Raw genomic sequence first — 19,390 nt, forward strand, 5'->3', positions numbered from 1 at the left:
CATATTGATGTAGGGTCCATGGCAGGCATGATCGCGGTCGCCCTCTAAGGCTATCCGCCTCTATCGTGGCGATGGCTGTGGTCGCTGCCGGCGGAACTGGCGGGGGCGTCATCCACTGCCGCGCCTGTAACGCGGCTTTTTCCCCGGTGGTGGTCACAGCCATGGTCTCTCCTGTATCTGAAATCCTGGTTGCCTATTGGAAGTCCGACCGATGGGCCTTGCTACGGGTCGCCGCCATCGTTGTGCTGGCCAGCGTGGCGACCGTGGCCGCGCCCTATCTGTTTTCACGCCTGCTCGATCGATTACCGCAAGAAGGCGCGCCGGCGTTGCTCTGGGCGTTCGTGGCCTATGGCGCATTGCTCGGCTTGGGTTCGGCGCTGCAACAGATGGTGCAGTACTTGTCCTTCATGACGTCGGAGAACCTCGGTTTCATCACCAGCACCCGCTACTTTGCGGCCATCCTCAAGAAGACCACGGCATTCTTCATTGACCATAACCCGGCAGAAATCCAGGCGGCAGGCGAGAAGGGCCGCAGCGGACTGAAAGTCCTGGTGCAGTTGGCCCTGGTTGCCTTTATTCCCGGCATCTTGCAGATCCTGCTGAGCCTGTTCACCCTGGGCGCGTTGATCAATCTTCAGCTCGTGTTGGTCGTGGTGATCTATGGCGTCGCCGCCATCGGTCTTTCGACGATCGCCACCCGGCGTGCACGCGCCTATCTGGAGGCAGCCACCAACGCGGGGCAGGAGAATGCCCGGTTTGTCGGTAATGCCATGAATGCGATGGAGACATTGCGCCAGTTCGGGAGTCACGTATGGATGAGCCAACGGTTCGCGGATAGAGCGCAGCGGGTACGAGACAACTGGCGTGCCTATGTGCTGCAGCGTCTGTGCTGCATCGGCTTGCTCGGGGCTGGGCTGGCGATCCAGTTCATCATTACCTTCATGCTGCTTCTCCCGCGTTACGACGTTGGCGCGCTCAGCATCGGCGATCTGGTCCTGTTCAATCTGTTGCTGCTGCAGCTCAATACTCCGTTCGAGGCGATCGCGCGCGCCATCGACGATGTGGCGCGTGCGCGGGCGATGCTGGTCCCGCTGCTGAGGCTGTGGCGTGCCCCCGAGGAACCGCGTCTCCATGATGCAAGCCAATTCGTTCCTGCTGACGGGCGGATCACATTCGACAGTGTCGATTATCGGTATGACAATGGCCGCGGCGTGACAGGCGTGACCTTCGATATCGAGCGGGGCGGCATCACCTTTTTGATGGGCGAAACCGGTGCTGGAAAATCCACGATCTTCAAGCTGGCGCTGAAGACCATCGAACCCGATGCCGGCCGCATCCTGGTCGATGGCATCGACCTGGCGGGCATCGACCGCGCCAACTGGCACGCAATGGTCGCCGTGGTGCCACAGGATGTGATGCTGCTCAACGAGACCTTGGCGGACAATATTCTGCTCGGTCGCCTGCGAGACGACGCCCGCCTTCGCCAGGTCGCAGCCAAAGCGGCGATCCTGGCGCTCATCGATGCGCTGCCACACGGCCTGGATACCATCGTTGGCGAGCGTGGCCTGAAGCTATCGGGCGGCGAACGCCAGCGCATCGCCATTGCGCGTGCGCTTTACGGAGAACCCGCGATCCTGTTGCTGGATGAAGCGAGTTCCGCCCTGGATGATTCGACCCAGCAAGAGGTGATGGTGCATATCCGTGCCCTCGCATCCGAGGTGACGGTGGTTGCCATAACCCATCGGCAGACCAGCATTGCGCCCGGCGACCGGGTGATCTGGCTGGGCGGCGACAAGAGCAGCAGCCAGTGCGGAGACTCCATTGATGCCCCCGGATCGCGGGCTAACTAAGTAGCGGGCACCGTGGTTCTTTTCAGATCCAGCTTGGCGCGCAGAACGTAGTTCTTCCTGATAACCGGAACGACCTGTGTCAGGCGTGCATCGTTGTAGTCCTTGAACAGTGGTGGCCTGGCCGAGCGTAGATAAAACTCGCGGTCCTGCTTGATCGCTGCAGGTAGCAGGATGTCGGAGAGGTCGCTGTCGCTGGCATCTGTCACCAGGCATGGGATATGGCGAAAGCCGAGCGAGCGCAGCAGATAGGCGCGATGGGAGCCGTTCGTCAAAATGACGCGCTTGCCAACGCGGGTGGCGCTGATGACATTGTCGCTGAAGCCGAGGTAGACAACGATGGCATGGCTGGCCGCGCCAAACGGCTCGTAGTGCGCAATCGTGGATGGATCGACGACAGCCACGTCGAGAAAGCGCAGGTCATTGGATTTCGAGGAGAAGGCATGGTCGCCGTCTGCCGGCGAGTAATGCACTGGCGGTTGCGCACTTGACCCGTGGCCGGCGGCAAGCTCCATGATCTCCCGTGCGCTTGGAACACTGGGAAAAGAGCCCTTGAGCTCATCAAGATGGCGCAGGTTGAGAGAATCCTGGAAGACGACCATGCGATCCACTTCGACCATGCACCAGGAGCGTGGCACCTGACTGGTGATCCGATGCATCGACGGTTGTCGCAACGCCGCCGCACCCAGCGGCTGCAAGTCGTCCGGTAGCGCCTGTACGCCGACATCGTCGGCATATCCCGCTTCTTCATCGATGAGCCCAAGTGCAACTGCTTTTGCCTGGCGCCATTGCTCCAGCTGCACCGATTCGTCCACATGCCCAGGCAGGCAACGCTCCCGGACGAAACGAATCAACCTCGATAATGGAAACAGACCACGCAAAACAAGGGTGGGGTCGAACGCGTCGTCGTTGCTCTTGGCACTCATTTCTGTCCCTGTGTCGTGGTTGAGTGAATGCAATCTGAGTTCCTTCGTCCAGGGCCATCGTCATGTCGCCATCCTGACGACTAAAAATAAAAGGCTACACAAAGGTTACGTTATAAAGTAGCTTTTAGCTGTCGCGTACGCAATTGCCCCAAGGCCCTTGCAGCGGCTGTTCGCACGCATCCGTCGTCGTTATTGGGTGTGACCACATACTGACTAGAGGAAATGTTCATGAACGAGTTGATTGAGCTTGGACTAGCAGAAGACGCCGTCCAGCAGGACCAGGATGGCAGTGATCTCATCGATCTGGGCACAGTGGTTTCTGAAACCAAGGCGCACAATCATGGAACCCTGTGGGATGGCATCTTCCCGACCACCTCGCCGTGATTAGCCGGAGTCGTTGAAGAAGTAGCGGTGCATGTGGTGTATGCACCGTTTCTGTTTCGAAGGGGAGATTCCATGCGCGAGATGGAGCCATCGCGTCCTTATCTGCTGAGCAGTCATGCGCATGTGTGCGTTGCCAGCGGGGTCGTCGTGCTGCTGGATGTGGACTCGGGAAAGTACCTGTCCATCGGCAAACACCAAGCGATGATGCTGGGTGACCATATCCTGGGCTGGCCCATGCAGGCAGATAGTCGCCAAGGCACCCCAAGGATTCTCCAGTCACTGATCGATCACCGTCTGGTCACCCGCGATCCGGTGCTGGGCAAACCGGCCACGTCCACCATGCTTGCGCTGCCAACGCGATGGATGCGTGAGGGCGAGCCGCGTGGGCAGCCAGGCATCACATTGCGTGATGTGCACAGGTTCGCCGTCTCGGTGGCGTTTGCCGCCTGCTGCAAAAAGTTCGTGCCATTCAAGTCCATCGTGGCTAGAGCTCAGCGCAGAGCCGAGCGCAAGCCGCAGGAACAGGAGCAACTGGAGCGGTTGGCGTTGTTGGTGCGTATGTTCGATTGGCTGCGCCCGCTTGCTTTCAAAAAGACGGACGAGTGCTTTTTGTATTGCTTTGCCCTGAGCGAGTTTCTGTCGAAGTACGGTTTTTTCCCTTCGTGGGTGTTCGCCGTACGTACTGCGCCTTTCACGGCTCATTGCTGGTTGCAGCATGGCGACTACGTGCTGACCGACATTCCCTTCAACCTGCGCCGGATGGTTCCCATCCTGGTGTTATGACGTTGCCTGCCTATGTATCGCTATATCGCTGTCTTCTGGAATGGCCTGTCATGCGCATCGGTGGAGCAGGCCGAGAAGGTCACCGAGCAGATCGAGGTGGCCTTCCCGGGCATTGCGTGCGCGCTGCGCGAGGAAGGTGCGGCGATCTATTACCAGAGCGACAACCCGGGCTTCTTTGACTGCACCCACGCAGGCCGGCTCGTCGTCCTTGGCAAGCTCTTCCCCAAGACCTTCGCCGGAGGCGAGGTGCCCAGTCCAGCCACTTTCGATGAGGGGGATGCGCATGCGCTGTGCGGCACGCAGGGCCGCGGCCTCGTGCAGCGTTACTGGGGTCGCTACGTCGCCTTCGGCCATGACGCGTCCACGCGCAACTGGTTCGCCGTCCGTGATCCTTCTGCAGAACTGCCATGCTTCATCACGGTTGTCGATTCACTGACCATCGTGTTTTCCAACATGGAAGACTGTCTGAAACTGCAGCTGAGGACGTTCTCCATTCGTTGGTCCTATCTGGCCTACTCGCTGCAGTTCCCATTCCGAGAAAGCTGCCAGACCGCTTTTGAAGAGGTAGACGCCCTTGAGGGCGGTGAGGGCATCACGATCCACAACGGCAGGCCCGTTGCCCGCCAGTGTCACTGGGACGTGGTGAAGGAGGCTGCGGAGAATCCGATAACGGATTTGAATGAGGCCGTCCAACTGGCGCGCTCGACCTTGCTGGGATGCATCGGTGCGCTGGCCAGCCAGCATGACCAGGTGCAGTTGCAGCTTTCCGGTGGCCTGGACTCATCGATCATCCTGGCCGGGTTGCTCCATGCGCCTTCCCGTCCACACGTGCAATGCGTGCATCATTACGATTCGGGCATCGGCGCGGACGAAAGAGCGTTTGCACGAATGGCCGTCACGGGGGCGTGCGCTTCATCCGGGCGCAGTTGCGAGTTCATCGAGTACGAGCGAGCAGAGCATTGTTCGCTGGAAGACATCATGGCCTTTCCGGTGACCGCGCGGCCGGCGCATTGCTCGGGCTATCTGCTTCATCGACGCCCCTGCCTGGGTAAGGAACCGGGCCAGGAGTTGGTTCAGTTTACCGGGGTCGGCGGCGATGCGGTGTTTCTGCGCTTCAAGGGTAACGCGCCCGCCATCGATTATGCCTGGCAGCATGGTATCGATCGCACCTTCCTGCGCGTGGCGTTCGAGACCGCGCAGTCGGGAGACTCGCTCTACGGCGTGCTCAAGGATGCGCTGTTGCATGGCATCTTCAAGAAGCCTCCACGCATCAACGAGAACTGGGGCAATCCGTGCGAGTGGGTTCAGATGGAGGCAGGCGCGTATGCCGCTACCCAGCCGGCATGGATGCGGCACGCTATCTCCCGGGGGCATCGCGTCTCGCCATACAAGATGGCGCACATCGGCAGGATGGTGTTCCCGGTCAGTGTGCTGGACCCGTTCGAGGGCGCGGGACAATGGCACGGGGTTTCGCCGATCAGCGCGCAGCCGGTCGTGGAGTTGTTTGCCCGCATCCCGCTGCACCTGCTCATGGCCGATGCCGAGGATCGAACGGTTGCCCGTCGAGCCTTCGAAGGCCTGCTTCCGCAGGCCGTCCTGTCGCGCAAGGTGAAGTGCTACCTGGACGACCACTCCGTTGCCGTTATTCGGCATCACCGGGACTTCATCAGGGGCCTGCTGGTCGACGGGCGCCTGGCAGAACGCGGATGGATCGACAGTCGATTGGCCGATGCCGGCATCTGCCGCGTCAGCCCGGACCACTCCAAGCAGGCGCTGGGAATCTTTGGTCCCCAGCTCAATATCGAGGCATGGCTGCGACGTTGCGCGGCGAACATTGGCAGCGCGGAAGTCGCCGCAATCTAGCGATGCCGGTTCATTTCCTCCAGATAAAGGTTTTCCAGGTCGTTGGCAGTGATTGTTTCGGCCTGCAACGTCCGTCGCAGGCGGCCCGCCTGCATGAGACCGATGGTGGTAGCGACTTCCCGCGCACGGAACAGGTCGTGGGTCGCCATCAGGATTGCCGCCCCACGGTCGCGCTGGCGCACGAGCAGATCGTGGAATTCGGCGGACGCCTCAGGGTCCAGGCCAGAGGTGGGTTCGTCCAGCAGCAAGGCCTTGGCTTCCTTGACGATGGCCAGGGCAATGCCGACCTTCTGACGCATCCCCTTCGAATAGTGGCCGACCCGCCGGTCGAACACCTCCGGCTTCAATCCCGCCGCCTTCAAAGCCTCGCGCAAGCGATCGGGGGAGCGATCGGCCACCTTCGCCAACCGCGCAAGATAGTCCAGGTTCTCATAGCCGCTCAGCTCTTCGTATAGGGCGACCGTCTCGGGAATGTAAAGCAGTCGACGGCGCACCGCATGCGCTTCCAACTGGGCGTTGAGACCGTCCACTTCGGCCGAGCCTGACGTCGGTGCCATGAAGCCCAGGAACAGCTTGATCGTCGTCGACTTGCCGGCGCCGTTGGCACCGAGCAGGCAGTAGATTTCCCCAGGCGCCACAGTGAAGCTCACGTCATCCAGCGCCCGGTGCAGGCCGTGGTGCTTGGTCAAGTTCTTTGCGCAAAGCATGTGCGGGTCCTCATGGCTGCGTCGCTTGGCCGCGCATGATCCAGGCGGCGATCAGGAGCAGTCCGGCGGCAACGATCAGCGCTGCCAGGTCGGCCAGCACGCCCGTTTGCAAGACGCTGTCGGTGTCGTGAAACGCAAAGCGCGGCAGATGGTCGTACTCGGCAAGCGTCTGCATCGCGTCGCGCTCCAGGTAGGCCTGGTGCAGGAGCCGACGCTGCTGCCAGAACACGGTGACTTGCTCCTGGAAGGCGAGCGCACGGTCGGCATCCGCGCCAGCGAGGCGATCCAGCGCATCCTGCACGGCGACCGACGGCAGCAGGAAGCGCACGTTGTCCATCACCTGGCGGCGCGCATCCCGGGCTCGCTTGTGGTCGGCGAGCATGGGCGCCAGTTGCCGATCAGCATCAACCAGGTCGGCATAGCTGGCGCGCATCGAGTCGGGAATGGTGGGGGAGGGTGCCCGAACGGGTGCGGGATTGACCGCGTGATGCAGGCGCTGACGTTCAGTAACCTGGGCCATCCGCGCCTTCACGTTGGTGGCAAAGCGTATTTCCGATGGCGGCGGCGCAAGCAGATCGATACCGGCCAGCACGAGCGACGGTGCGATGACCACGAGCAACAGCCAGACCGCGCCAGCGGCGATAGCCGCCTCTGTGGAGCGCCGTGCGCGCAGGCCGATCATCACCGCCACTGCCAGCCAGAAGCCGCCGTAAGTAAAGACGATCAGAGCGAGGCAGGCCAGGCCGGCTGGGTCGCGCGCGCCAGCCCACGCGGCTGCGGCAGTGAGGATCATGGCAGAGGGCAGCAGCACGACCAGGCCGCGCGCCAGTGCCTTGACGACAATCAACCGGCCCAGGGCGACCGGCTGCGACAGCAGCATGGCCGCGACACCGCGTTCACGCTCGCGCGACCACAGGTCATAGCTGGCGGCGAGCACGACCAGGGGCAGCAGGAAAACGATGACGAAGGCCAGATCGAAGCGACCGGCTGCACGCGCGGTTGGGCTGCCGATATCTGCCCAGACACGCTTGAACAACAGGGTGGCATCCCCCAGCGCAACGACGTCGGCGGTGAAGGGATAGGTATCGGCCTGCCCGATCGATACCACCGCCATTGCCCCCGGAGACAGCACGGGTTGCACGCGCGGCAGCACCGACGGAGCCTTCCCGACGAAGGTGCGCGCGCGCGTGAGCATCTTTTGCTCTTCGGTAGCGAGCAAGTCGATGGCTGTCATGCGCTGGCCGACCCACTCGGTACCGTTCCACGCGGCATAGGCGCCCAGCGCTACGAGCAGGAGCAGCAGGCCCACCAATGCGCGGTCGCGCAGGAGGCGACGCATCTCATACCCTGCGACGGCGATGCTGCTCATGCCACCCGTCCCAGGCGCGCTGCGGAGACGAGCGTCAGGCAGAGGCTCAGCAGCGTCCAGCCCAGCAGAATCGCCAGGTTGGGAGCCTGCGCTGAGGCCGTGGCGGCCAGATTCTGCTCTTGCGGCGCATAGACGACGGCGCGCGAGAGCGTCGCGATATCCGCAAGGTGGTAGTGCTCGCCAGGCGGGGGCTTGTGGGTTTTTACCTCGTGATTCAGCGCTTGAATCAACCGATAGCGATAGTCCTCGACGCCACGCAGGTAGGCCAGGTGAGCCGCGAAGTCGGTTCCGGCGAAGGCGCGCGACCACGGCTGCAATGCGAGTGTCGGAGAGACTGCCGCGAAGGCGCGCTGTACGCGTTCCTGCTGCCGATAGGCGGCGTAGATACGCTCGAAGTGCCGCGCATAGGTTTGCGTGGAATTTCTCTCGGCAAACTCCAGGGCAACGCCTCTGAAGTTGAGCGGTAGGTCGGCGACGTCGTCAACGTTGTAGTGGGCCATGAGCTCGGCTTTGATGGCCTCAAGCCGCTTGTCGGCCGGATCATGGCCGTCGGCGCCACTCTCCGCCTCCTCGGTGACGGCTGCCCTGAACGCCGGGGCGGAGGGCGTGGGCACCAGGCTTTCGGCAACCGCTGGCGCCATGCGCGGTACGAGCAGGGTCGCCACGACCCAAAAACACAACAACACGACCAGGGACGTACGTGCCGAAAGACACAGCCCGGAGATGGCAACGGTCAGGGCGCAGAATGCCAGCAGGTAGAGCAGGTAGGCACCGCCGATAGCCAGCAGTGCTCCTGGCTCAGTGCCCGCCGCGTCCTGCAGCAAGATGGCCGGAAGGCTGACGCCAAACAGGGCGAGGGCGAGCAGCCCAGCGACGGTCGCCAATGCGAGCAACCGTCCACCGACCAGGGCCGTGGCGGCGCCGCCGACGGCAAGCTCCTGGCGAAGCCGCTCCCGTGCCACGTCGCCGGACAGGGTGGAGAAACCGGCAAGAATGAGCAGCAGTGGCGCAACGACCTGAAGTGCCCAGGCGGCCGAAAAGCCGCCGAAGCGACTCAGCGCCGCGCCTTCCTCGATCGGCCGGTGACGCGCCGGGTTCTGCGCGTGCCCCTCGATGAACACCGAAGCACCCACCACGTCAGACAACCCCGGATCGAAGGTCGCCAGTGGATTTACCGGTGCCGGGATCGCACGGCCGACGTGCGCGGCGGCGTGCGGATCGATCATGCCTTGAGCGTCCCACAGCCGAGCCTCCTCCTCGGCGACCGCCTGCCGCTCTTGTGCCTGGGCCGATAGGCGTATGGCGCTGGTGCCGACCGACGTCGCGGTGAGACACAGCAGCACCAGCGCCAGCCACACCACGCGCCGCTCACGCCACATCAGGGTGAGCTGCGTCGCAGCGACGCCGAGTGTCTGGGAGTGTGCGAGCAGCGTCACGGTGCCATCCGCAAGGCGAGTGGCCATCGCCGGATTACCACTGATGCGTCAGGGTCATGGAGACAAAACGCCCCAAGGCGGTGGCGTTGGTGGGATCGAAGCCGGTGTTGATGCTGTTGACGACGAAGGGCGGGTCCCGGTCAAAGATGTTTTGCACGTTCAAGGCGAGGTGTGTTTCTTCCTGCGACGATGACGAGGGCGCGAAACGGTATCCGATATTCAGGTCCACGGTGGTCCAGGACGCGACGTGTGGATCGTCGAGATTTGCGGAGTCGCGATAATGGTCGGCATAGTTGACGAAGACACCGAGCGCCAGCTGCTGGCGGGTCAGGGCCACTCCACCGCGCAGCTTGAGATCCACTGGCAGGTACACGGCATTCAGGGCATCGACTTCCGCAGCGGTGCTGGTGACCCGGCGCTTGGAGTCGATGATGTACTGCCCCGCAAGGCTGAGCGCGACGTCGGTCTGGCCGATGTTGAAGTCATAAGACGCATCCAGATCCACCCCGCGCTGCGAGGTGGACGCGTTGTTGCGGAAGCGATTGTCGAGGATGACCTCAGTGCTGGTTTCGTCCATTCCTTGGGGAAGGGCGTAGGGGCCGACCCGGGAAACGAACAAGCCAAGTCCGGCCAATCCAATCTGTCGAGCGTTTTGGATTTGTTCGGGTGTCGGGTTGAAGGTCAGGATATCCGAGTAGGCTGCGGTAGACCCCAGGAACAAGGAGGGGAAGCTGCCCGCGTAGCCGCTATCGATCCGGTCTTCGTAAGTGATGCGATAGTAGTTCGCGTCGATCTTCAGCCCCGGCAGTGCTCGTGGCGTGAACGAAAAGCCGCCGGTCCAGGTCTTTGCGCGCTCGGGGCCGAGATCGGGATTGCCATTGGCAAGCATCATCAGCACCGTGCTTCCACTGGGCGCGTTTGGATTAGGAATGCGGGCCACCACGGCCGTATTGTTCGGTTGCATGTCCTGATAAACCGGCGCCCGGTATGAGCGTCCGTAGGTGCTGCGCAAGGTGAAATCCTCAGTGACTTCCCATTGCAGGCCGAACTTGGGGTTCACCGTGGAGCCGAAGTCGCTGTAATCGTCGTAGCGCGCCGCTGCCGTCATCGACAGCATGCGCATGCCTGGAAGGTCTTTCAGCAGCGGGACGTTCAACTCGCCAAAGACGGACGCAATGTTGCGGTGCACGTCATACGGCTTCTCCAATCCGCGGTAATCGAAAAAGTCGTAGCCATCGCGGCGGATGCTGGTCCCCAAGGCTGCACGTACGGCTCCGGCGGGCAGGGTCGCCAGCTCGCCGTCTGCGATCAGCTCCAGGTAACGGGTGTCCGACTGCATGTCGGTCGGCTGGGCGGTCGTCGCGGAGGAGCCCGCGATCGTGGTTCGCTCGTAGCGCACGGTGTTCCTGCCATATCCGGCATTCAGTCGGGCCTGCCACTGGCGCGGCAGGTCCAGAGTCAGTCCGGCGAAGAGATCGAACTGCCGTGTCTGCGGGAATAGGCGGGTTTCATCGGCGGTTCCGGAGATCGTGGTTTCCACTTCGCGCTTGGCAAGGCTACCCGTCAAGGTGAGCGTCAGTACGTCGCTCAGTTGCTGGGAGCCATCGACGTATAGGCTGTTTCGCTCTGAAGCCGGATAGAGATCGTAGGGCTTGACGGTGACGTTTTCCGAAAAATCCCTGTCGGTCGCGGAAAGAGAGCCCTGCTTCATAAATTCATAGGTGGCCATGAGATGGCCCCCGTCCCATGCCCAACCGCCAGCCTGGGAGACTTGGTATTCGTTCATGCCTCCACTCGTGGTGGTGCCAACGCGTGCTGCGCTTTCATATCCAGTGAAATCACGGCGAAGAATGATGTTGACGACACCACCGACCGCGTCAGCGCCGTAAATGGCGGAGGCTCCATCCGTCAGTATCTCCACACGCTCCACCGCGCTGAGTGGAATCAACGATACGTCGACATATTGGTAACGGTTGGACGAGGCCACGCGGTGCCCGTTGACCAGGGTCAGTGTCGTGCCTGTGCCAAGGCCACGCAGGTTGATCGATGTGCCTTGGCCAAAATTGCTCGCGGTGTCGCGATCCAGACCCAGGTTGGCGACGTTAGCGCCATTGGCGCCACCGCCGAAGTTTTGTGGGAGCTTCTCGAAGAATTGCGGCAGCGTGGCCACGCCAATGCGCTCGATGTCTTGTTTCTCGAAGACGATGACCGGAGACGAGCCGCTTGTCGCAGTCTCGCGGATATGGCTGCCGGTGACGAGTATCGGCGCAAGTGTCGTGTCCCAGGCGTCGGGCGCCGCATCCGTAGCGTCCGTATTGTCGACTGTATCTGGAATGGCGGGCTGTTGCGCCAGCGCTGGCAAGGTATCGGACAAGAAAACCATGAGGCTTGCCGCCAGCAGCGCTGGCGGCCTGACAACGGAGAATTTTTTTATCATTGGCTGGCGTGTATTGAGCGTGGCTGATGTTGGGAGCACGTCCATGCGCGCCGCCAAGTTGTCATGTCTACAAGAATGTAATGTTATTGTATAACGTATTTAGACATTGTACAAACATGCCGATTGCCATCCTGCGTCCAGACGCGATGTTGCCTGCCTGGCTCTCGGTTGCGCCTGGACTGACGCGTGTGGCATCAGGATATGCCCACGTGATGGCTCATCCAGCTTCGAATATCAGTGCTTTGGCGAAGAGGATCAGTTGGATAACCGCCAGGATTGAAAGGAGCAGGCTGATCGGAATCAAAGGCGCGGCTTGGCTGACGAGAAATGCACTGGTCGATGGCACGACGCGAAAGATCAGGCTGTACAACGCGATTACCCGTCCCTTGATCCTCGTTTCGCTGCGCAACTGACACAAGGACTGCATGCAGATATTGCAGATGACGTGGAACAGCCCGGCCAGGCAGATCGCAATCAGCATGAGTTCCCGCTGCTCAGTCGCGACCATGCCGAGCACCGCGCAGGCGATGCCTATACCCGCGAAGCAAAGGGTTTTGAACAGTTGGCTGGTGTCCTGTCGGTAGCACAGCATGAACACCGAGCCGATGAGCGCACCGAAGCCCTGCGCACTCATCAATGACGCGAGGAGACCCGCGTTACCCTGGAAGACATTGCCGACCAGGGTCGGCAGCAGCTCGATAAAGGGGCGCCCCAGAAAGGAGAAGAGCAGCGCGAGGCCAAGCACTTGGCGAATGCTCGTGGTCTTTAACGCATAACCGAAGCCTTCTCGCATTTCTTGCCATATGCCGTTGCCAGCCAGATGCGGCCGACGATCCAAGCGTCGTTTCAGGGTGCGTACCACCGCCAGGAAGGACACTTGCGTGAAAGCATTCAGCAGGAAGACCAGCGAGACACTTCCCAGCAGGTGCATGATCGCCCCGGCGATGGCGGGGCCGAGGCTGATGGACAGGGCGATGGTCACTGCGGACGTGGCTACGGCCCGCGGCAGTTGCCCCTGCTTGCACAGCAGCCCCGGGGCGAGCATCTGTGAGGGCTGGGCGAAGCCCCTCAGGCTGGCATCGAGCAGGGCGATGATCCACAGCAGTGGCAGCGTGAGCTGAGCGCTTTGTGCCAGGCCGCCGAGCGATAACGCCAGGATGCACGAGCCTGCTGTAGTGATCGTCAGCAATATCTGAGGGCGGCTGCGGTCGGTTACCACGCCCGCCAGCGGTGCCACCCACAGCGCGGCGAACAGCTCCACCAGGATGAACAGGCCGGCAGCGGGTACCGAACGGGTCAAGTCCCATGCTAGCCATCCGATGGCGGTGCGTTGGGCCCAGGTTCCTGCGGAAAGGATTCCCGCGCCCATCGAGAACAGGACGAAGTCGTTGCGTGGGTGAGCGCAGCTCGACACAGGCGTCACGAAGCATTCTGCTTGGCGGGTAACGCCTCGAAATGCTCCAACAGTCCGTCGGCCACACCATCGAACACACCCAGCATGGCCAGTAGCTGCTTTCTCACCTGGTCGAAATCTGCAGCGCCCTGTTGTCGCGGCCGTGGCCATGGCACACGGATATCCTGCTCGATGCTGCCCTGTTTCAGCACCACGATACGGTCGGCGAGCAGCACGGCTTCGTTGATGTCATGAGTGACCAGCAGGATCGCCGGATCATGGCGAACCCAGAGGTTCAGCAGTAGCGCGTGCATGCGAATGCGGGTAAGGGCGTCCAGCGCGGCAAACGGCTCGTCCAGCAGGAACAACTGTGGTTGGCGAATTAGACCGCGAGCCAGGGCGGTGCGCTGTGCCTCTCCACCTGACAGGGTGCTCGGCCAGGCATCGATACGGTGAGCCAGGCCGACCTCGGCGAGGGCCTGTTGCGCCTTTTGCCGGGCATCCCGGGTGCGGACGCCCAGGGTGATGTTGTCCAGCACTCGCATCCATGGCATCAGCCTGGGTTCCTGGAACACCGTGGCCACTGCCGGTGGAACCTGCAGTAGCCCGGCGTCGGCACGGTCCAGGCCAGCCAGCAGGCGTAGCAGGGTCGTCTTGCCGGAGCCGCTGGCGCCCAGCAGCACCACGAATTCGCCGGGGAGGATATCCAGGTCGAGTCCATCGATGACCTGGTGCCCATGGAACTGCCGGCTGATACCGCGCAGCCTTACGACGGGAGACGTGGCGCGGTTCATGTGGCGGGCCCTCCGATGAAGCTGGGGCGCCAGGCCAGGGCGCGTGCCTCCAGCCAGCGCACCAGCATGTCGATGGCGAGCCCGAGCAATGCATAGATCAGCAGGCAGATAACGATCACGTCGGTGCGCGAAAAGTCGCGGGCGTCGTTGGCCAGGAAACCGATGCCGCTGATCGCGTTGACCTGTTCCACGACCACCAGGCTCAGCCAGGAAATCCCGAGGGCGAAGCGCAGGCCGACGAAGAACGACGGCAGGGCTCCCGGCAGGATCACGAAGCGGATCATCTCGTAACGGTTCAGTCCCAGGGTCTTGGCCGCTTCCACGAGCTTGGCATCGACCCCGCGGATTCCGGAGAACAGGGTCTGGTAGATGACGAAGACCGTGCTACTGGCGATCATGGTGATTTTCATCTGCTCACCCACTCCCAGCCACAGGATGAACAGCGGTACCAGGGCCAGCGAGGGTAGGGTGCGCAGCATCTGCAGCGGCGCATCGACGGCATATTCGCCGCCGCGGCTGAGGCCGGCGAACAAGGCCAGCGCGACCCCCAGGGAGACCCCGATGGCCAGCCCGGACAGGGCGCGGCCCAGGGATACGAGCAGATGCCCGGCCAGTTCGCCGGATTCGAGCAGATCCCAGAAGCTCACGCTGATGGCAGTGGGCGCCGCGAGGATGTGGCTCGGCAGCCAGCCCAGTCGAGACGACACTTCCCAGATCAGCAGCAAGGCGACCGGGCTGATCGAGCGCAACATGAACTCGCGACTGCGTGGACGAGCACGCGGCAGGCCAGGTGCAATGGTGGACGTGGCCATCAGTCGTTCGCCTTGTCGGCCTCATGCCGCTTCAGGGCCCGGCGGGTGAGGCTGGCCTTGAGCAGCCAGGCATTCGGGCTGTGCGCCTTGGCCGAGAGTACATCGCGGTGATAACGCTCGAAGTCGTTGCTGCGTGACAGGCCCTGGTTGCCGGCGAGTTCCAGGGCGAGCGCGGTGGCCTGGGTGGCGTTGCGCAGCACCAGCAGGCGGGCGGTTTCGGCATCGCCGTTGAGACGTAGCTCGATCTGCAGCGGATCGCCCTGTGCGATCAATTCGTCATAGTCGTGGCCAATGCTGCTCAGCAGGCGTTCTGAGGCGCGTTGCAAGGCTTCGATTTCGCCGAGCGCATCCTGGAATCGCGGCAGGCTGGAGAGCGGTGCGCCCAAGGCGCCTGGCACGAATCCAGCGATGAACTCGACAAAGGCATTGCGAGCCGCCTGGCCGATGCCATGGTAGACGGCGGCGACTAGCGTCAGGTACCAGACGGCGTCCAGCGGACCTTGCTGGCGGTCCTGGCCTACCGGGGTGCCGGCGAAGAAGTTCTCCAGCGGCAGCGGTACTTCAGTGAATTTGACGTCCTGGCTGTCGGTGGCGCGCATGCCAAGGGTGTCCCAGGTGCGCTCGATATGGATGCCAGGATGTTGTGCTGGGACCAGGAAGTAACCGACCCGGGGGTGTTCTTCATCGGTCACGCCGGAAACCCGGATCCAGCTCAGCGATTCGGCGCCAGTCACGTAGCGCTTGTGGCCATTGAGGACCCAGTGGTCGCCCTCGCGACGCGCCGAGGTCTCGGGCAGTGCGCCATGGGACAGGGAACCCTTGCCGGGGTCTACATAGGCGGCATTGATCAGGGCGCCTCGCTCGTTCGACGAGGTCACCAGTTGATCCGCCAGGGTCTGGGGCCAGAAACCGTCTTCGAAGGCGATCTGGCCGTGCTGGATATAGTGCATGGCCAGGATCAGCGCCGTGGCGGGTTCGCCCTGGGCGATACTGCTGACTGCCTTGAGCGCGTGCTCCAGGCCGCCGCCCAGGCCGCCGTGTTCGCTACGGGTGACCAGCGACAGCAGGCGCGCTTCGTGCAGGGCCTTGAAATTGTCCAGGGGCAGGCGTGCCTGGCGGTCGGCCTGGGCCGCGCCGGTGGCGAACGTCGTGGCCAGTTCGCGGGCGGCAGCTAACGCATTATCGATGCTGGAGCGGGTATCGAGGTTCATGGAAATACTTCTGCAAATGGGAGGGTGAGTACAGGGCCAGGAGGGGGCGCTCCTGGCGCGAAATCGGCGACCTTCAGCGTCTCTTCGGCCAGAGCGCTTCGGCATAGACCGCGTGGGGATTGTCAGTGCCGCCTTGGGCCTCGGAGCCGGTGATGCGTGCCGTATGCAGTTCGAGGTCCTGCAGGAACAGGCTGCGGGTAATGCCGCCGATCAGCCGGTCGAGTTCGGGCATGCTGGGCACGTCGCTCAGGTTCTTGCCGCAGCTCAGGCTCGCCGACCAGTTGTAGCAATGGATGTTCTCGATATGGGCGGCCGTTCCGGGGCGCTTTTCGAGGAACTGGAAACTGTCGCCCAGATACGGATACAGGGCCGCGGAGGCCAGTTCACGACCGCTGGCAGGTTTATGGCGATCGCCCCACAGGGCGACGTCCTCGATGATTCCCTGGAGTTCGGGACGGGTCGCCAGGTCGATGCGAAAACCGGTGCCGGCGATGACGAAATCGAATGCGAGCACATCGCCGTCCGGGGTACGCCACTCGACGCTCGTGTTGTCTGCGCCAGGGCTCGCGCCATCCCAGGGCGCATTCAGGTGGATGTGGAAGTTGGCGAACGCGGTGGCACGCCGGATCGAGTCTTCGGGCGTCGAGTCCGGGCCCATCTTGATGTTGAAGTGATAATTCCAGCGCACTTCATCCGGCAGGTGATGGAAGTGCTGGAAGGCGCCCGGATAGTTGCGCCCGTAAGGCACCTTGGCTGGCGCCGCGACAGCTGCCGGAGGCTGCGGCAGCGTCGTGCCTTTCGGCGTGTTGGGCTGATGGTGAATGGCGCTGCGGCGGCACAGCAGGTGTACGTCGCCGGCACCCTGTTCGAGGGCCACGCCAGCGGCGTCGAAGGCTGAAGGCCCCGCCCCGACGATGGCCACGCGCTTGCCGGCCAGCGCGGCGAAATCGATGTTCTCGCTGGTATGCGCCCAGAGTGCCTTGGGCAACCCGTGGAACACCGGCGGAATATTGTTCTCCCCGGCGCCGCCGAAACCGGTCGCCAGTACCAGTTTGCGACTGACCACACTGCGTGTCTTGCCGGCTTGCTGCAGGTGCAGGCGCAACAGGCCGCCGCTCAGCGGCTCGATGCGCAGCAAGCGCGTAGCGTATTGCACCTCGACCTGTACCGCCTGCTGGTACCAGGCCAGATACGCGGCCCAATCTTCGCGCCGGATGCGGTCGAGGTCATCGAAGGCTTGTGCCCCGAACTGGGTCTCGAACCAGGCGCGAAAGCTCAGGGCCGGATTGCCGAGTTCGGGGCCGGCGATGAATTTACTGGTACGCAGTTGCTTCATGCGTGCGATGTTGCTCCAGATGCCGGCATTGCCTCTCTCGGCCTGGTCGATCACCAGTACATTGTTGACGCCCTGGCGGCGCAAGCCGTAGGCGATCGCCACGCCATTCTGGCCACCACCGACGACGACCACGTCATGGTCGCTGCCGGCCAGGGGCGGGACCCAGGCGGCCGGCTGCGGCGCCGACCAGCGGAAGGACTGGGCGAGGTTATCCTGGAGTTGTTGCAAAGTGCTCATCGTGTTTCCTTGCTGCGAAGCCGTCACTCGACGTTGGTAAAACCCTGGCGTTCGGCCACGATCTTGGTTTCAGGGTGGACGGAGGTGCTGTAGGGCTGTACTCGCTGCGTCCAGGAGGTGCCGTCGGGGCGCCCCACCGACGCCCAGTGGGCGAGCAGGGTGCGGTCGTAGGCGGCGAGGATTTCCGCTGTCAGTGCAGCGGCGTCATAGCGCTCATCATGGCGATAGGTCGCCATCGGCAGGCGCGGTTTCACCTCGGACCGACTGGCCAGGTGGCCGATGCAGATGCCTACGAGGGGAAAGGTCCAGCGCGGCAGGCCAAGCAGGTCGATGACCGGCTGCGGATCGTGGCGAATGGCGCCGATCGCCACCGCGCCGAGACCGAACGAGCGGGCGGCGATGCTCAGGGTCGCCAGGGTGATGCCGCCATCGACAGCGCCGACCGTCCAGCCTTCCAGGCTTTCCTGGATGTGCTGTTCGCTGCCGCCATTGGCCACGGCGATGCCGGTCTTGTGATAGTCCACCGTCACCAGGATGAACACCGGCGCCTTGAGAATCTGCGGCTGGGGGCCGGCCGTTACCTCGAACAAGCGCTGTCGGGTCTGTGCGTCACGCACCACCACCAGGCTGATCTGCTGGCCATGGCGATGAGTGGGCGATTGCTGCGCTGAACGAATGATCGCGTCCAGCACGTCTTCGGCGATCGGTTCGTCGGTGAAATGGCGGTCGCTGCGATGGGATTGCAGCAGCCTGATGGTTTCATTGGGCATGGGTGTGATCCGTTGTCGATTCGATGATGGTTTCGGCGGCATGCAGGCGCGCTCGCGCCAGTTCCAAGGGGCGCGGGTCGATCCATTCGGCGACCGTCACGGGGCGTTCGATGAATTGCCCGCGGAGCAGGAAGTCGGCGAAATCCTGTACGGCGGCGAGCGATGGTGCCGCCAGGTCGGTGCGCAGTTGCAGGCCGTCGTCACCGTAGGTCTTCCAGATCCAGTACTCACTGCTGTTGACTTCCCGCGCCGCTATCTGGCGTAGCGCCTGCGGCTGCTCGCGTCCCCACTGTTCGGCACACAGGATCTGCTCGACGAGGCTGACCGCGACGTCGAGGTGCTCGTCGAGCAGTTGCTTGTCCACGGTCAGCAGCAGCGGGTTGTCGTTGTGCGCCCAGCGCAGGGGATCGCTCACCTCGCTGACATCGGCCAGCACGTTCAATTGCAGCCCGTCAGCCATCGCCGCGCTGTGGGCGCCGTGCAGGTAGATGGCGTCCACCTCGCCGCGAATGAGACCGAGGATTTCGCTGTTCTTGCCCGGCAGCTTGCGTGGCCCGAACGCCTGGGTGCCGGGCACCCGGTGCATGGCCTCGTCGGCATAGCGCGCGCCGACCGGATAGTCCACCAGTTCCACGTCCGCCAGGCTCAGCCCCTGCTCGCGCAGGGCGTTCTCCAGGTTGCGCAGGGTCGTTGCCCGCTGGAAGTCGATCGGCTGGTTGTGCCAGAGCGGCACGCCGAAGCGCTTGCCCTTGAGGTCGGCTATCGACTCAAGGGCGGACTCCGGGGTGGTCACCAGCAGTTGTCGGGCACGCGTCGTCGCCAGGCCGATGAGGCGTGTCTCGCGTCCCGTCGAACGGGCCCAGATCGCCGGGCTCGCGCCGCCGTAACGTACCGAGAAGGGCAGTGAGTGGTCGAAGTGCGAGGCACGGATCACCGGGTCCGCCGACTCCTTCAGCGACTCGATGCGAGTGCCATCCAGGGCCAGGCGTTCGCCGATCCAGCCATGGTGCATGGCCACGCCAAAGCTTGTCGGTACGCCACAGCGGGTGTACCAGAGACGGTCCAGATGAGGCTTGTTCATCATC

At 63.0% G+C, this 19,390-nt stretch carries 16 protein-coding genes; 4 read left to right on the forward strand and 12 right to left on the reverse strand.

Annotation, left to right across the window (positions count from 1 at the left end; all coding sequences use genetic code 11):
* The first annotated feature begins 71 nt into the window (after positions 1-71).
* A complete protein-coding gene (locus ACSZPK_RS08360; RefSeq protein ID WP_437880962.1) occupies positions 72-1,850 on the forward strand; it encodes an ABC transporter ATP-binding protein in 1,779 nt (592 codons plus the stop codon).
* Here ACSZPK_RS08360 and ACSZPK_RS08365 read toward each other — a convergent pair.
* The gene (locus tag ACSZPK_RS08365; RefSeq protein WP_437880963.1) at positions 1,847-2,773 is read right to left on the reverse strand and encodes a hypothetical protein; all 927 of its coding nucleotides are present in this window, start codon (positions 2,771-2,773) and stop codon (positions 1,847-1,849) included. The genes ACSZPK_RS08360 and ACSZPK_RS08365 overlap by 4 nt on opposite strands.
* Before the next feature lie 228 nt (positions 2,774-3,001).
* On the opposite strand from ACSZPK_RS08365, the gene ACSZPK_RS08370 reads away from it, so the two are divergent.
* From ACSZPK_RS08370 to ACSZPK_RS08380, 3 genes are all read left to right on the forward strand, one after another.
* Complete coding sequence (locus ACSZPK_RS08370) at positions 3,002-3,157, forward strand: hypothetical protein (RefSeq protein WP_437880964.1); 156 nt, start codon at positions 3,002-3,004, stop codon at positions 3,155-3,157.
* A gap of 72 nt (positions 3,158-3,229) precedes the next feature.
* Positions 3,230-3,940, forward strand: coding sequence for a lasso peptide biosynthesis B2 protein (locus ACSZPK_RS08375; protein WP_437880965.1), 711 nt, complete (start codon positions 3,230-3,232; stop codon positions 3,938-3,940).
* Between the two features lie 12 nt (positions 3,941-3,952).
* Positions 3,953-5,803: an asparagine synthase-related protein gene (locus tag ACSZPK_RS08380; RefSeq protein WP_437880966.1), complete on the forward strand. Its 1,851-nt coding sequence runs from the start codon at positions 3,953-3,955 to the stop codon at positions 5,801-5,803.
* On the opposite strand, the gene ACSZPK_RS08385 is transcribed toward ACSZPK_RS08380, so the two are convergent.
* The 11 genes from ACSZPK_RS08385 to ACSZPK_RS08435 form a co-directional block, all read right to left on the reverse strand.
* A complete protein-coding gene (locus ACSZPK_RS08385; RefSeq protein ID WP_437880967.1) occupies positions 5,800-6,510 on the reverse strand; it encodes an ABC transporter ATP-binding protein in 711 nt (236 codons plus the stop codon). The genes ACSZPK_RS08380 and ACSZPK_RS08385 overlap by 4 nt on opposite strands.
* 10 nt (positions 6,511-6,520) lie before the next feature.
* The gene (locus ACSZPK_RS08390) at positions 6,521-7,879 is read right to left on the reverse strand and encodes an ABC transporter permease subunit (protein ID WP_437880968.1); all 1,359 of its coding nucleotides are present in this window, start codon (positions 7,877-7,879) and stop codon (positions 6,521-6,523) included.
* Positions 7,876-9,342 carry a DUF3526 domain-containing protein gene (locus tag ACSZPK_RS08395; RefSeq protein ID WP_437880969.1) on the reverse strand — a complete coding sequence of 489 codons (1,467 nt, stop codon included), beginning with the start codon at positions 9,340-9,342 and terminating at the stop codon, positions 7,876-7,878. The genes ACSZPK_RS08390 and ACSZPK_RS08395 overlap by 4 nt, the downstream gene beginning before the upstream one ends.
* 7 nt (positions 9,343-9,349) lie before the next feature.
* Entirely contained in the window at positions 9,350-11,797 is a 2,448-nt protein-coding gene (locus ACSZPK_RS08400; RefSeq protein ID WP_437880970.1) for a TonB-dependent receptor plug domain-containing protein, read from the reverse strand.
* Between the two features lie 172 nt (positions 11,798-11,969).
* Positions 11,970-13,121 (reverse strand): MFS transporter, encoded by a 1,152-nt coding sequence (locus ACSZPK_RS08405; RefSeq protein ID WP_437880971.1) that lies wholly within the window; start codon positions 13,119-13,121, stop codon positions 11,970-11,972.
* 50 nt (positions 13,122-13,171) lie between these two features.
* Positions 13,172-13,939: an ABC transporter ATP-binding protein gene (locus ACSZPK_RS08410; protein WP_437880972.1), complete on the reverse strand. Its 768-nt coding sequence runs from the start codon at positions 13,937-13,939 to the stop codon at positions 13,172-13,174.
* Positions 13,936-14,751 (reverse strand): ABC transporter permease, encoded by an 816-nt coding sequence (locus ACSZPK_RS08415; RefSeq protein ID WP_437880973.1) that lies wholly within the window; start codon positions 14,749-14,751, stop codon positions 13,936-13,938. The genes ACSZPK_RS08410 and ACSZPK_RS08415 overlap by 4 nt, the downstream gene beginning before the upstream one ends.
* Positions 14,751-15,962, reverse strand: a complete 1,212-nt coding sequence (locus ACSZPK_RS08420) for an acyl-CoA dehydrogenase family protein (RefSeq protein WP_437880974.1) — start codon at positions 15,960-15,962, stop codon at positions 14,751-14,753. Before ACSZPK_RS08420 ends, ACSZPK_RS08415 begins: the two co-directional genes overlap by 1 nt.
* 73 nt (positions 15,963-16,035) lie before the next feature.
* A complete protein-coding gene (locus ACSZPK_RS08425; RefSeq protein WP_437880975.1) occupies positions 16,036-17,535 on the reverse strand; it encodes an NAD(P)-binding domain-containing protein in 1,500 nt (499 codons plus the stop codon).
* A gap of 23 nt (positions 17,536-17,558) precedes the next feature.
* Positions 17,559-18,305 carry a nitroreductase family protein gene (locus tag ACSZPK_RS08430; protein ID WP_437880976.1) on the reverse strand — a complete coding sequence of 249 codons (747 nt, stop codon included), beginning with the start codon at positions 18,303-18,305 and terminating at the stop codon, positions 17,559-17,561.
* Positions 18,295-19,386: an ABC transporter substrate-binding protein gene (locus ACSZPK_RS08435; RefSeq protein WP_437880977.1), complete on the reverse strand. Its 1,092-nt coding sequence runs from the start codon at positions 19,384-19,386 to the stop codon at positions 18,295-18,297. The genes ACSZPK_RS08430 and ACSZPK_RS08435 overlap by 11 nt, the downstream gene beginning before the upstream one ends.
* Positions 19,387-19,390 lie beyond the last annotated feature (4 nt).

This window comes from Pseudomonas sp. LRF_L74 (genome assembly GCF_965644255.1).
GTDB lineage: Bacteria > Pseudomonadota > Gammaproteobacteria > Pseudomonadales > Pseudomonadaceae > Aquipseudomonas.